General features: G+C 36.3%; 14 protein-coding genes and 1 pseudogene. 4 read left to right on the top strand and 11 right to left on the bottom strand.

Annotation, left to right across the window (positions count from 1 at the left end):
* Positions 1-45: 45 nt before the first annotated feature.
* From IPJ53_13800 to IPJ53_13815, 4 genes are all read left to right on the top strand, one after another.
* Positions 46-243: a hypothetical protein gene (locus tag IPJ53_13800; protein MBK7800171.1), complete on the top strand. Its 198-nt coding sequence runs from the start codon at positions 46-48 to the stop codon at positions 241-243.
* Positions 240-509, top strand: coding sequence for a type II toxin-antitoxin system RelE/ParE family toxin (locus IPJ53_13805; GenBank protein MBK7800172.1), 270 nt, complete (start codon positions 240-242; stop codon positions 507-509). Before IPJ53_13800 ends, IPJ53_13805 begins: the two co-directional genes overlap by 4 nt.
* A 448-nt stretch (positions 510-957) precedes the next feature.
* Complete coding sequence (locus IPJ53_13810) at positions 958-1,626, top strand: hypothetical protein (protein ID MBK7800173.1); 669 nt, start codon at positions 958-960, stop codon at positions 1,624-1,626.
* Between the two features lie 239 nt (positions 1,627-1,865).
* Positions 1,866-2,393, top strand: coding sequence for a GNAT family N-acetyltransferase (locus IPJ53_13815; GenBank protein MBK7800174.1), 528 nt, complete (start codon positions 1,866-1,868; stop codon positions 2,391-2,393).
* A gap of 12 nt (positions 2,394-2,405) precedes the next feature.
* Here IPJ53_13815 and IPJ53_13820 read toward each other — a convergent pair whose 3' ends face one another.
* From IPJ53_13820 to IPJ53_13870, 11 genes and pseudogenes are all read right to left on the bottom strand, one after another.
* The gene (locus IPJ53_13820; protein MBK7800175.1) at positions 2,406-4,679 is read right to left on the bottom strand and encodes a TonB-dependent receptor plug domain-containing protein; all 2,274 of its coding nucleotides are present in this window, start codon (positions 4,677-4,679) and stop codon (positions 2,406-2,408) included.
* A 68-nt stretch (positions 4,680-4,747) separates the two neighbouring features.
* Positions 4,748-5,797 carry an ACR3 family arsenite efflux transporter gene (gene arsB / locus IPJ53_13825; GenBank protein MBK7800176.1) on the bottom strand — a complete coding sequence of 350 codons (1,050 nt, stop codon included), beginning with the start codon at positions 5,795-5,797 and terminating at the stop codon, positions 4,748-4,750.
* A 286-nt stretch (positions 5,798-6,083) separates the two neighbouring features.
* Entirely contained in the window at positions 6,084-6,407 is a 324-nt protein-coding gene (locus IPJ53_13830; GenBank protein MBK7800177.1) for a winged helix-turn-helix transcriptional regulator, read from the bottom strand.
* Positions 6,408-6,633: 226 nt separating this feature from the next.
* Positions 6,634-7,485, bottom strand: a complete 852-nt coding sequence (locus IPJ53_13835) for a YitT family protein (GenBank protein MBK7800178.1) — start codon at positions 7,483-7,485, stop codon at positions 6,634-6,636.
* Between the two features lie 397 nt (positions 7,486-7,882).
* Positions 7,883-8,725, bottom strand: a complete 843-nt coding sequence (locus IPJ53_13840) for a maleylpyruvate isomerase N-terminal domain-containing protein (protein ID MBK7800179.1) — start codon at positions 8,723-8,725, stop codon at positions 7,883-7,885.
* Between the two features lie 160 nt (positions 8,726-8,885).
* Positions 8,886-10,070 carry an MFS transporter gene (locus IPJ53_13845; protein ID MBK7800180.1) on the bottom strand — a complete coding sequence of 395 codons (1,185 nt, stop codon included), beginning with the start codon at positions 10,068-10,070 and terminating at the stop codon, positions 8,886-8,888.
* A gap of 93 nt (positions 10,071-10,163) precedes the next feature.
* Positions 10,164-11,498, bottom strand: a complete 1,335-nt coding sequence (locus IPJ53_13850; protein MBK7800181.1) for an MFS transporter — start codon at positions 11,496-11,498, stop codon at positions 10,164-10,166.
* Positions 11,499-11,849: 351 nt separating this feature from the next.
* Positions 11,850-12,317 (bottom strand): annotated as a pseudogene (locus IPJ53_13855) (VOC family protein).
* Complete coding sequence (locus tag IPJ53_13860; GenBank protein MBK7800182.1) at positions 12,313-12,819, bottom strand: SRPBCC domain-containing protein; 507 nt, start codon at positions 12,817-12,819, stop codon at positions 12,313-12,315. Before IPJ53_13860 ends, IPJ53_13855 begins: the two are co-directional and overlap by 5 nt.
* Positions 12,816-13,136: a winged helix-turn-helix transcriptional regulator gene (locus IPJ53_13865; protein MBK7800183.1), complete on the bottom strand. Its 321-nt coding sequence runs from the start codon at positions 13,134-13,136 to the stop codon at positions 12,816-12,818. Before IPJ53_13865 ends, IPJ53_13860 begins: the two co-directional genes overlap by 4 nt.
* Entirely contained in the window at positions 13,133-13,696 is a 564-nt protein-coding gene (locus IPJ53_13870; protein ID MBK7800184.1) for a dihydrofolate reductase family protein, read from the bottom strand. Before IPJ53_13870 ends, IPJ53_13865 begins: the two co-directional genes overlap by 4 nt.
* Between the last annotated feature and the right edge of the window lie 258 nt (positions 13,697-13,954).

The following is a 13,954-nucleotide window of genomic DNA, read 5'->3' on the forward strand; positions in this document are numbered from 1 at the left end:
TGGTTATTTAACTTTTTATAATAACTTTGTAACTAAATAAGTAATATGAGTGCTATTATTATTAAAGGAGACAAAAAAAGCTCGAAATTGATCTCTGAGTTGGCCAAACAGCTTGGTGCTAACGTCATAGGTATGAAAGAACAACAATACGAAGACTTCCTGCTTGGCTACATGATGGATAAATCAAAAACTGGAAAAACTGTTTCAAGAACGATGGTATTCAAAAAGCTTAAAAGTAAATGATTGTAGAGTATGAAAGATCATTTTATAGGAGTCTTGAAAAACTCAAAGATCAATCATTATTTAAAAAGCTTGAAAACATTATATTAAGACTTGAAGCAGCAAACTCTTTAAGTGAGATCGTAGGGGCCTATAAATTGACGGGTTATAAAAATTACTATAAAATTAGGATCGGCAGCTATAGACTCGGCTTTGAAAAAATTAGTTCAAATCGAATAAGATTAATTATAATAGCAAACAGAAAGGACATTTATAATATATTTCCTTAATAACCTTCCATTAAAATGAGATTGATGCAGTGGAAACAAATCAATTTTTGATCCGGATAAATTCTTAGAAATAGCTTAAGGTTTTGCTCCAAGCAATAAACAAACTGCTCTAACCTCATCAATCTTGGAGAATTTACCAGAGTATTTCATCCTAAGTAAATTTTCAGAACTGGGTAAATTCCAACAATTTATTCAATCCCACCAACTAAAATAACCACAGAAGGCCAACAGCTAAAAATAAAAATACCAAAGATCCAGCCTAAGTCATCGATTAACTTATAGCTTCAATAAAACAGGGTTGCTATTTAATGACATCGTTTCATTTTCCATTTAACTTTACTTCTGTGGCCGAACATTATGCTATTTTGATTAACTTGCTGAAATATTGCATACATGATATACTTCAATTTAGCATAGGCTACAAAATCTTACACAGCAAAAATCAAATATGATAAAATCATTCCAATTAACTATTCTGACACTTTTTACAACTGCCTCCTTCTATTTCACAAATAACAAAGCTGTTGCGCAAACAAAATCAAATGAATTTAAACCATTTAATGTAGCAGTCTCTAAATTTACGATAAATGATTACAGCGAATGGAGATCCCGCTACGATGAGGATACGACCATTAGAAAAAGCAATGGAATGAAACCAATTGCCGTTGCTCACTCTATTTACAATCCAAATAAAATTATTACAGCCTACGTAATTTCTGATGTGGAAAAAGTAAAGACATATGTTGGAAGTAATACATTCCAAGAAAAGGCCAAAAAGGATGGAGTGACAAATCATCAGAAATTTGACTTTATTAAGGTCGTCCGTTTTATCCAACCTAAAGCTAATTTGGACTTTTTAGAATATGACATTAAAGTTAAAGACTTTGACCAATGGCTTAAGGGTTTTGATGAAGAAGGTCCAGAACAAAGATTAAAATATGGACTTATAGATGAAGTGGTGGCGCGCGGAATTGACGACAAAAATCTGGTACATCTTGTCTTCTTAATTACTGATTTAGAAAAAGCAAAAAAAATGATGAATTCTAAAAAAACAAAAAAGCGAATGCTCAAACAAGGGGTTACAGTTTTGCCCACTTATGATTATTACTCAAGGTGAAACATATATCTTGGACAAAAATAATTTTTAAAAAATTACCATTTGATAATAAAATAATAAAGAATATCTGGCTGACATTATGGCGATTGAAATACAAATGAAAAATTACATAGTAACAATCCTTTTAATTCTAATGTACTATATTGCCAAATTTCCGCCCTGTCCCCAAACCAAAAAACGGCTTAAGTCAATATAAACAACAACTATCGAATTTATCCTACAATAATGAAGTTCGCATAATGAATAACATCAAAATAAAAAGAGTAAGCATAGAAGATATTGACCAGCTTTCGAAAATTAGCAGACAGACTTTTTATGAAACATTTTCAGCAGGGAACACAGAGGAAAATATGAAAAAGTATTTGGACGAAGAGTTGTCTATTGTAAAACTGACTGCGGAAATAAATGACGAAAACTCTGAAACATACATTGCAACCCTAGACAACCTTGTAATTGGATATTTGAAATTAAACTTTGGACCCTCACAGACAGAACTGCAAGACGACTCGGCAATTGAAGTTGAGCGCATTTATACTTTAAAAGAGTATCACGGAAAAGGGATTGGACAAATTCTTTATAACCACGTATTGGAAATTGCACGACAGAAAAACACTGATTATATTTGGTTAGGGGTTTGGGAAGAAAATCCAAGAGCAATTAACTTCTACAAGAAAAATGGCTTTGTAGCGTTTGACAAACATATTTTCAAATTAGGTAATGACGAGCAAACCGACATCATGATGAAACTAAAATTGAACAAGCTATAAACTATCCTTATTTCACTCCTCTTCCTGTTTGGCTATTTTGAATCGAATACCAAAATAAAATTCCCTGCCACGTGTAGGTCCCCAAGCAAAGGAGGTGTCAAAATATTTTCCAAATGGATTCTGATATCCTACAATTGGCCGCAATTGTCTAAAATCCAAAATATTTTCGCATCCACCAAAGATTTCCATATTTTTAAAAGTGTGGGTGTATTGAATGCTTACAATTGTAAAAGGATCCGAAGTAGCAGGTTGTTGATATTCAATTGGTGAGGATTGCGTATTGGGTAATTTTTGCTTGCCATACCAATGCATATTCATGTCTACTTGCCAGAGTGGTTTTCTTGAATGAAATCCGGCAACAGCCAGAATTCGGTGTTTAGCATTATAGGGTAATAATTGTTTTTCACCGGCTATATTCCGATATACATCTAAATAATTATATGCCACTCTGAAGTTAGCCCAGGCTCCTACCTCGGTTGAAACTTCAGATTGGATTCCGTTAGACACGGAAGCTTCAGTAAAATTGTTGATAACAGCCAAAGAAAAATCAGTGTCATAGTCAGGAAAAAATTGATTTTTAAATTGAGTGTGATAATAATCGGCAGTAGCTAAAAAATTAAGACTTCCTAAAGTCCAGTTTTGTGTAATGCTGAATCCAAAATTTATAGATTCCTCCGGTTGTATATTTTCTTTAAAAATAATATCCCGATTACTGGTTAACAAATTTATATTTTCTGAAAACAAGTTGACAGTTCTCCAGCCTGTGCCGAAAGATCCACGCAAATCAGTAGCTTTTGCAATTTGGTACTTTGCCATGAAACGTGGGGTTACAAACCATCCAAATTGGTTGTGCCTGTCTGCCCGTATGCCTGTTATCGCAGTTAATTTTTCATTCCCTGACTTGTAAATATTTTCAATAAAGATGCCTGGGACTTTTTCCAATTTGGTATAAATACCTGCATAACTTCTGGGCACTGTATCTGAAGTAAATGAAATATTTTCCATCGCACTCAAATAACGGAAAGACATTCCTGCCTTTAAGTCATGTTGTTTTTTAGGGCCATAAAAAAGTTCGTATTGTAAATTAGCGTACTGTTGATTCTGTTTGCCTTGATATCGCACTACCCCAAACCAGGATTGCTGATCGTGATCCACTCTGCTTGCGAGCAAGGAAATCTTCTGATTATCATTAAATCTATACCCTGTTTTAGTAAATATTTCTGATTGTTTGAATTGAACTACCTGGCCATAATTATGGGTACTCCCCCTATCCATTTCTAAATCAAAAGCAGATTGCCCGCCAATCCGTTTCTCGTCAATCAAACGTATTCCCACGAATGAACTAAATCCAATCTCATTTTCCTTTCTATAACGCAATTTATTGTAAGCTGAATAACGCGTTAATAGGGGCAAATCCAAAAAACCATCCTTATCACGATCAAATTTATTCCCTGGCTGAGAGGTATGAATGGCCAAATAATTTGACCAATTATTCTTAGACAAAGCGATCCCGGTATTTAAATGCTTCTCATTAAAACTATTGACCAGAAGATCTGCGGTAAATGGCTCGGCTGTTCCACCTTCACGAGGAAATACAGTAATTTGTCCGACCATGTTCTCGTAGCCTTGTAATACACTGTTGGCCCCCTTGACTACCCAAATATTTTCTACCATACTCCCGGGAAGAGTGCTGATTCCATAAGTATAAGTCAGTCCCTGAATAGTTGGCAAACCATCTACCAGTACTTGATTATAAACCCCGCTCAGTCCAAGTATTCTGAGTTCTTTGGCATTGGTAAGAATGTTAGTAGTCTGTGGTTGTACCGTACTCTGAGTCTCAAAACAACCAGCCAAATCACAACAAGCCGCTTTTCTCAACTCTGTTCTGTTAATAACCTCAATCTTTATTGGTTGCAAAGCTGAAATATAGGCACCTCTTTTCTGATCATAAACTTTCACTTCCTGAAGTGTAACGGTTGCATCCATTTTAAATGTCCAAAAAGAATATAAATCATCAAACTCAAAAGTATCACGCAAACCGGCGTAAGTAGCAATCAACCTAAATGGTAGATGAACGGTGTCAGGAGGAAATGGAATCGCAAAAGCCCCTTTCTCATCAGCCTGAGTAAATATTTCCGTTCCATACCAGGAAATATTGGAAAACGGCAGGTATTGCTCATTTATATCAGTAATTTCTCCCCTGAAAATATTTTGAGCAGTTCCAAAATTCAACCATAAAACCACTTGCAATAAGCTTAAAAAAAATATCGGAAAACTTTTACACATTGTTATTTAATTGAGGACTTTTAAAAGAAATTGCATGAACATCCTGCATGATTGCATGAACTAATTGTTTAAACTTCAGATACCGGTGTATCATAATATTTCCTTTTGAGCATCAGACTGGCCTTCACCAATAATATCAATACCGGAACTTCCACCAATGGACCGATCACTCCTGCAAATGCCTGGCCGGAATGTATCCCAAATACTGCAATGGCAACAGCGATGGCCAATTCAAAATTATTACCTGTGGCTGTAAATGATACGGAAGCATTCTTGCTGTATTCAACGCCCATGTACTTATTGATAAAAAAACTCATAAAAAACATAATGATAAAATAAATTACCAATGGAATGGCAATTTTAATTACATCCATTGGCAGTTCAAGAATTTTATCACCCTTTAAGCTAAACATCAACACGATGGTAAAAAGCAAGGCATACAAGGTCAAAGGAGAAATTCTTGGAATAAATATTCTGTTGAACCATTCCAGTCCCTTGGCATTGATCAACCAGTACCTGCTGATGAACCCTGAAACGAATGGAAATCCCAAATAAATCATTACACTTCGGGCCACTTCACTCATGGGAACCCGGATATTAAAATCACCCCACCCAAACATTTGCGGGAGGACATTGATAAATAGCCAGGCATACAAACTATAAGTAAACAATTGAAAAATACTGTTAAGTGCCACCAGTAAAGCGCCATACTCCCGATTGCCTCCGGCCAAATCATTCCACACAATAACCATGGCAATGCATCGGGCCAAACCTATGAGAATTAAACCCACCATATAATCAGGTTCGTTCCGGAGAAAAATTACCGCCAGCAGCAGCATAAGAATTGGCCCTACAATCCAATTCAAAAAAAGTGACAGTCCCATGACTTTTGTGTCCTTGAATATTCGGGGAAGCAAAGAGTAATCTACTTTTGCCAAAGGCGGATACATCATCAAGATCAAACCAATGGCTAATGGAATATTTGTTGTCCCAACAGAAAAAGATTCTGTCCATTTTGAGATACCCGGAAAAAAGTAACCCAATGCTACCCCAATAAGCATCGCCAAAAAAATCCAAAGTGTGAGGAATCTATCTAAAAACTTAAGCTTGGTTTTCATTCTTATTCATTTTTTACATTTCATTCCTTCAGGATAAAAATTATATTTCCTCATTGAAAATAAAATTTGCTATGCATGATTGAATTTCAATTTTTTGTATCTTTTAATTTTTTTAAACCATTTGAAAAATGACTCACTAAAAAATGATCATTTAAATAATCCTGAGTCTACTGATGAAAGATAAAATCGAGTCCAAATAAACAATCTTCTCCTATCCCAACAAAACAGACTTTTAAACATAAATATATTCGTACTTTAACGAACCTAATTCACAAATATCCAAAGTTTAACAATCAGATGTGCGTATGGATTGATCAAAAAATCCCATGAGTAAACCTTTTGCCAATCCCCAATTCTCCGCATTAATACAATATTTTGTTTTAGGTGGGGTGATCTCCCCCTGGATAAGTCCTGCCTCTTTCAGAACTTTCAAATGTTGAGACAAGGTGCTGTTTGCAATAGGCAATTCTTCTGAAAGATCCCCATGGTAACAACAGGACTTATTTGCCAAAAGCTCCAGAATCGAAACCCTAATGGGGTTGGCAAGTGCGTTTGCAAACCTGGCGATCAACTCTTGCCGCTTTGTAAACTTATGAGTTTTAGTAGCCACCGATTTTTAAATTTAATTCGCAAATATACGAATTACTTAGCAATTTATATCCCCAATAAATTTCAAATATCATGGGTGATTTAACCGCAAACGTATCAAATGATCCCCGATAAGGGGAAGTAAATAGAATGCCATCAGATGAGCATGTGATGAGGATTCGGGAAAAGTAAAATATAAATTAAAATACCGGAGCACTTACCAAGAAATTACATCCCATGAAAATAGCTCAATGCTTTAAGGGTCTCTTCTTGATCATGCCACCCTTGGTGTCTTTGATACTGCTCATGATTACAAATGCATCCGGATCAATTTTCTCAAGCTCTGTATTGAGCTTATTTATTTCGAGTCGGGTAAGAACCGTATAAACGATGTCGATTTCATTGGAGGCGCCTCGCTTGCCATAGCCTCGCTTGCCATTGTAAATAGTCACTCCCCTACCCATCGACTCAACAATCATTTGTTGAATGGCTTCACAGTGTGGAGAAACAATGGTCACACCAATATACTCTTCAATTCCTTCAATAATAAAATCAAGGGTTTTTGAAGCCGCTATATAAGTGATCATGGAATATAAAGCAATTTCGACAGAAAGTAAATAGGCCGCTGCTGAAAAAATAATCACATTGATTATAATAATAATATCCCCTATGGTAGCACCCAACTTTCGACTCAAATAAATGGCTAAAACTTCTGTTCCATCAATGACAGCACCCCCTCTTACAGATAGACCAATTCCTGCTCCTAGAAAAAACCCTCCGAAAACAGCCACCAGCAAATTATCATCTGTAACATTGGGAAAGGTAACAGTTGCCAGACACAGTGCCAATCCGGAAATTGCAGCAGCCGTTTTTAAGGCAAACGTCTTCCCAAGAATTGATTTTGCCAATAAGACAAAAGGTATGTTGACTATAATTATAAATACATAGAGTGGTACAGATGTCAGGGCAGACAGTAACAATGAAATTCCGGTTGCCCCTCCGTCAATAAATTGATTGGTTAAAAGAAAACCCTTAAATCCAAATGCAGCCGAGAAGATCCCTACTGTAATCAGAATAAAATCCTTTATCTGCCTTACCATAATAATAATAAAAAAATTAATTCAGCCTATCATGGAATCTGTTTCTTGCCCTACAATATTTACTTATGCATTTATTGTACTTACATAAATAGTAAAACAGAATTCATTTCTGTAAAACTATTATGAAGAAATCAAATTTACATCTTTTGCGGTTATTTATAAAATATTAAAACTTAAAATACTATCATATAAATTAATATATATTATAATTAATCAATATATAATTTAATCAATTTTGCAAAACTAAAATTTCCCTCTTGTGAATTAAGCGAATCTGGTCTGATTGTTAAGTAGATAAACATGATCGATTAAGCATCAAATCTAATTTTCAATTTTAATTCAGCTATTACTAATTTAAAGTTCATACAACCTGCTTTAATTCTTACACCAATTAAATTCAAGCCATCACCGATACCATGTTCAATGCATTACTTGCCAATTCAACATCACCCATTATTTCAACAAATGGGAATGCTTCAACAGGTGTCATCCCCTTAGAAAAAAGTTTCCACGCAATATCAGGTTGAATGATCAAGGTTGCATCAAGTTCTTTTTTAAGATCTTGATTGAAAATCCAACCCTGGTCTTTTTTTTCAATAATCCATGATCCACCAATTTCAGAAGCAATGACTATTTTGAAACTTGTACCTTCCTCTGCCTCAACTTTATGGAAGGTGGGTATCAGACCATACATCAAAGTTTGAATAAAAGGATAAAACAATTCTTTGGTCATTAAACCTGACGCCCCTACTGAATCACGAATTTGTTGTTGATGTATAAATCGTTCAGTGTATTCTCTAGCAATGTGAAACCAATTCTCCGAAACATCCTGACCGGCCCAGGCAACTGAATAAATGGCTTTTTCAAAAGGATGCAAGGTATGTAAATGATCTACGTATTGCTTTCCGAATACTTCCAGCATGTCAATTAATATGGACGGACTTAGCCGCTTGGCTGCATCGGTCCATTCATGGTTCAATTGATTTAGATGATTAACGAGGTCTGTATAAGAATGAAAAGCCATTTCCTGCTTAACAAAAAAACGATCTCTGGATGTTGACAAATTTCTAAGATTGCCGTCTACTAAATGAGCCACCACATCCTTCACCGTCCATTTTCTGGCAATGGTTGGCAAATTCCACTGATCGTCAGAAAGGGAATTTAAAAGATCAATCAGCATTTTGTCCAGAATCAGAAACAAGTGTAAGGTCTGAACAGGGACTTGTCGCGTGTTTGTCATTGTCAAAAATTCTAGATTATCCAGATACAAAGATCATGTTAAATTTAATCGGTCTTTCATCTTCATCCAAAAATAAACAATCACTCTATGCAATTCCACGAATTGATGGAAAAATTAATTTTATTACCGTCTTAAGATGTAAGGGTATTTAAAAAATAAATCAAAATTCTTCAGGTGTTGATTCAGGTTTTGGAATCCATAGAAAGTAAAGAATTACTGCAACTGTTACAGATCCGGTGATAAAAAATGTTGTTGAAGCTCCCCAGCGATACCATACAAGTCCAGCCAGTGTGCTGGACAGTAAGGCGCATATACTTTGCAATCCCGAATAAGTTCCGATGGCCGTTGCGATGTCCTTTTTATTGGTGATATTTGAAATCCAGGCTTTTGAAATCCCTTCGGTGGAAGCAGCATAAATTCCATATAACAAGAACAGCATATAGAAATAATTAATACCTGCCTGTAGGGTCATCCCAAAATAAACCAATGCGAAAAGAGCAAGGCCAATAATGAAAACTGCTTTCAAGCCAAATTTATCTCCCAGCATGCCCATAGGAAAAGAAAACAAAGCATAAACAAGATTGTAAAAAATATAGACCCCTATGACTGAAGTATCATCAAGACCTGCCTCTTTAGCCTTTAATAAAAGAAATATGTCTGAACTGTTAAACAATGAAAAAATAAGTAATCCCATTACCAGCCTTTTATATTCCTTCGGACTTTCCCTCCAATAATTTAGAAAAGAAAAAAAAGGAACAGAAATTTTTTTTATTGGATTTGCTACAGACTTGTCTTTTAAAAAGAAAGTAGTCATTACCGCAAGCATCCCGGGAATAAATGCCACTAAAAACAATGTTTTATAATCCTGTGGAAAATAGTATAGATACACCAATGCCAACCCCGGACCCAACACTGCTCCAAAAGTATCCATGGAACGGTGAAATCCAAAAACTTTTCCTTTATTCGATGGCGTTGCTTCCTCCGAAAGTATGGCATCTCTCGCACCTGTCCTTATACCCTTTCCAAGTCGGTCCATCGAACGTGCTAAAAATATCCATAACGGAAATACAAATACAGCCATCATAGGTTTTGAAATACTGCTCAGTGCATAACCAATTTGTACAAAGGGTACCCGCCTTTGTGAGAGATCCGAAAGTTTTCCAAAATACCCTTTACTAAGTCCGGCAGTCGCTTCTGCAAGTCCTTCCAAAATCCCTATGAGCAATATTGAAAAACCAATGGTCTTTAAATAAATTGGCATGATCGGATAGAGCATCTCACTAGCCGTGTCCGTCAGCAAACTGACTATGGACAAAATCCAAACTGTACGTGATATATTTTTCAAAAATTATGTGATTAACTAGACAAAATGATTATACTAATTATCCGATTGGTTTTTGGACATTCACTTACACATGGTTCAACGATTTGACCATCATCAAGAGATGTCTTTAAATTCCTTTTCTGAAAATTCTGCTTCCAGATTTTCCAAATGACTTAAATGATTTTTCATGTGCAAGAATTGAATGATGATCCAGGCCGCCAACATCAAAATTGCAAATGCAAGCACTGTATATTCCCATGAGAATTGATCCTTAACAGGGCCAATCAATTTTGCCCCAACAATCCGACCCATATTTGAAATCGTCATGTAAATAGTAAATTGACTGGCTGAAACTTTCTTCCAGCAACATTGCATGGCAATGGCAAAAACACCTATACAACTAAACACATACAACAACTGATAAACAATCATAAAACTTACAATTAACCAGTTACTGGACCATTGCATCTTTAACAGAACGAATCCAATCGTCAGCAATACAAGCAGAAACAAATAAATGTTCATCATCAGTATCTTACCAAATCGATCGATTAAAATTCCTCCAATTAACATACCACCGATTCCTCCCACAAGACTTGCAGTAGCAAAATAATTTGAATAGGCCTGATCTGACCAACCCAACGCCTGGACTGTAAAAATGGGCAACAATGTTGCTATGTAATTAAAAGACCCTTGGGTGATAAACACAAGCACTGCCAACACCAGACTGTTTCGCAAACTAAATACCCGGTACAAAGAAGTAAAGATGTCAGTCCAACTACTCAATTGCATTTTTTTTGTTTCCGGATTGGCGACACCATTGCTCCATGGGAGGATTTTTTCACCGGGTCGCTCCCGTAAGCTAAGAGGGACCAACATAATTAAACCAACCACAATGGATAGCATTAAGATGGCAGAGGTGTATCCATAATGGTTTAACAACCAACTTCCCAAAGCCAGTGATGCAGAAGTGCCTATAATCTTAGCGCCCCACATGAGACCATTCGCTCTTGCTTGTTCGTCTACCGGTACAACATCAATCGCCATTCCATCGGTAGCAACATCCTGGAAAGCTCCAAAAAATCCAACTGCCATTCCTGCAATTGCCAGCATGTTGAGATGATTCAATGGATCCGGAACAAAAGCCGTTGCAATAAAACTTAAGATCAATCCCAATTGTCCAACGATTACCCATGGTCTTCTTCGCCCCATGGGTAAATAGGTAAACCTATCCATCAACGGGGCAACTAAAATTTTTAAACTCCATGGTAATCCGAAGGCCGCTACAAAGGTCCCAATCTCACCTGGCGTTTTACCGTTCATCGCCATCCATGCCGGAATTCCAAACAATGCCATCCCCTCGGGAATACCCTGCGCGACATACAATGCAATAAAATTAAAATACCTTAACATCGAATTCTCTGAAAGAGCAGGAAAGACTTTGGCCATGTATCTTGGATTTTTTTTCAATTCACTAAATGAGGATTTATTACAATTTTCACAATAGTAATGAAATATTGCATCATTGATGGAAGAGAATAATCCGAGTGCTAACTTATTGTGTCAATAAGGTCACAAACTATACAAAAGCAACTTACGCTAAAGCAATTTACATTCTTAGATTCTAACTTTTTCCTTTCAGTTGAATAAATTTACAATAACCGAAAAATATCATCTTAATCATAAATAAATCTTGCAATTTTCACCTTATTGAAGAGAAGTCATTTTCATAATTTTGTTTAAAGGCTCTGTTGAGTTAGTCAACACAATTAATGATATGCACCATAAAAAACTTTTGCTTTATTTTGAAGCGAGGTGATTGACCATCCAGTTTATTACATACCTGTCTGTAAATGAACCAAAATAAGCTCCCCAAAACATATCCTGTAAAGGCATATTCACATTTCTTCCCGCAGATAATTCATCAAAAATTCTTCTGGCTTACTCTCTTGTTTCCGGCTCGATGCTGATGTGCATATTGTTTCCCTGGACAACCGTAAACCCCATTTCTTTTGGAGCACCCGTTCCCATCAGAACATGGTTGCCGGGAATGGGCAATTCTACCTTCAAGACCATTTTCTTTACTTCTCCAGCAAGAGGTGGTTGGTTATCGTCAGAGGGTAAGTCACTGAATCGCTGGATGCCACCTCCATTGAATTCGGTTCTGAAAACTGATTTGTAAAAAACAAATGCTTCCTCTGTATTACCGGGAAAGTTAAGATAAGTGCAGACTCTGCCATGTTGGTTTGTTTTGAGTTCTTTTCTAATTTTTAAAATGAGCTTCAATGTATTGATCAAGATTGCCCAATGCCATGGTGAATCCTTCTTTGAATCCCAATTGAATGATTTTTTCCAGATCTTCTAATTCATCGTAGGTTATTAAAATATCCACCGTAGTAACTTCATCTTTTTCAGTAAATGTATTGGTCCAAAAAGCGCGCGGAAAATCCTGATTGACATTTCCCTCTTCATCACAAAATGCATCCAGTCCTGAGTAACTTTGAAGTTTTGTAATTTTTTTATAATCAGCCCTGCACCAATGCTTCTCTCCTTCCGGTGAAATCATGGCATACAACCAATGTCCTCCTTCTCTGAAGTCCATGGATTTTGTCTTCGTTTGATAAGGCTTTGGTGCCCACCAAAGATCCAGTATTTCCGGATTGGTCCAGGCATCCCATACCAAATCAAGGCCTGCGGCAAATTCCCTTTTTACAGCAATTGTTTTGTTCTGTCGGTCTATTGAAAAATCGAATAAAAGATTAGTGTTCATTTTTTATTTTTTTTTAAATTTGACAATACTCTGTCCAATTCATTAAATCGGTTCTCCCAGATTTTTCTGAATTGTGCAAGCCACTTGTCAATTTCCTTCATCCTATCTGCATTCAGTTGATAATAAATTTCTCGTCCAGACTGCTCTTGTTTTACCAACTTGCATTCAGTCAATATTTTTAAGTGCTTGGAAACTGCTTGTCTTGTGGTACTGAAGTGTTCAGCTATTGCATTGGGCGTCATTGATTGTGAAGCAATCAATAAAATGATGGCCCTTCTTGTAGGGTCAGCAATTGCCTGGAATACATCTCTTCTCATTTTTTTGATTGATAGCACAACACCACAATTCCGCAATCAAACCTTTTAACATCCAACAAATCAAAATTCTGTTTGGAAGTTACGCTTTGAAAAATAGGTAGTCCGTTCCCCAGCACCACCGGATTGATAAACAAATGGAGTTCGTCAATTAAATTCTCCTTGATTAAAGATGAAACAAATTTTCCACCGCCATAGACAATCATGTCTTTCCCTTCACGATTTTTTAATGCATAAATTTCTTCAACGAGTTCACCACTTGCTAAAACTGTGTTGTCCCATTCTGAAGTGAGCAGCGATTTGGTAAACACAACCTTTGGCGTATGCACAAATACTTCGGCCCCCTCTTCAGGTTCAGGACTATGTAAAGAGGCTGTCCAGTGTGGAATAAAACCCTCTGCAAGTTTTCTTCCCAACAAAATAGTATCTACCTCTTCTGTAAGTTGTCGGACATACCCTTTCAGGTCTTCAGACCAGTCAAAGGTTAACCAATCCATTTCCCCGTTTATCCCGGAAATAAATCCATCCATGGACATTTGGACTTGTAGTTTTAATTTTCGCATGTTATAAAGAATTATTTATGAAACTATTCAGTTGCAAATATAAATGCAACTGATTGGTTTCACAAATAAAAGTAATTTATTTTTAAGAAATTTTAAAATGCCACAGGTTGAAACGGCACAAAAACCTCCAATCAAATTTTAAATGTTGCAGAAAGCGCACCACACAGGCAATTTTGAATTAAAACCAGCCATTTAATGCTAAAAATGCTTGATTACCCAATGACCAACAGGGCTGACTAAAGCTTACCCATTTTTCTC

The organism is Candidatus Vicinibacter affinis, from assembly GCA_016714365.1.
GTDB lineage: Bacteria > Bacteroidota > Bacteroidia > Chitinophagales > Saprospiraceae > Vicinibacter > Vicinibacter affinis.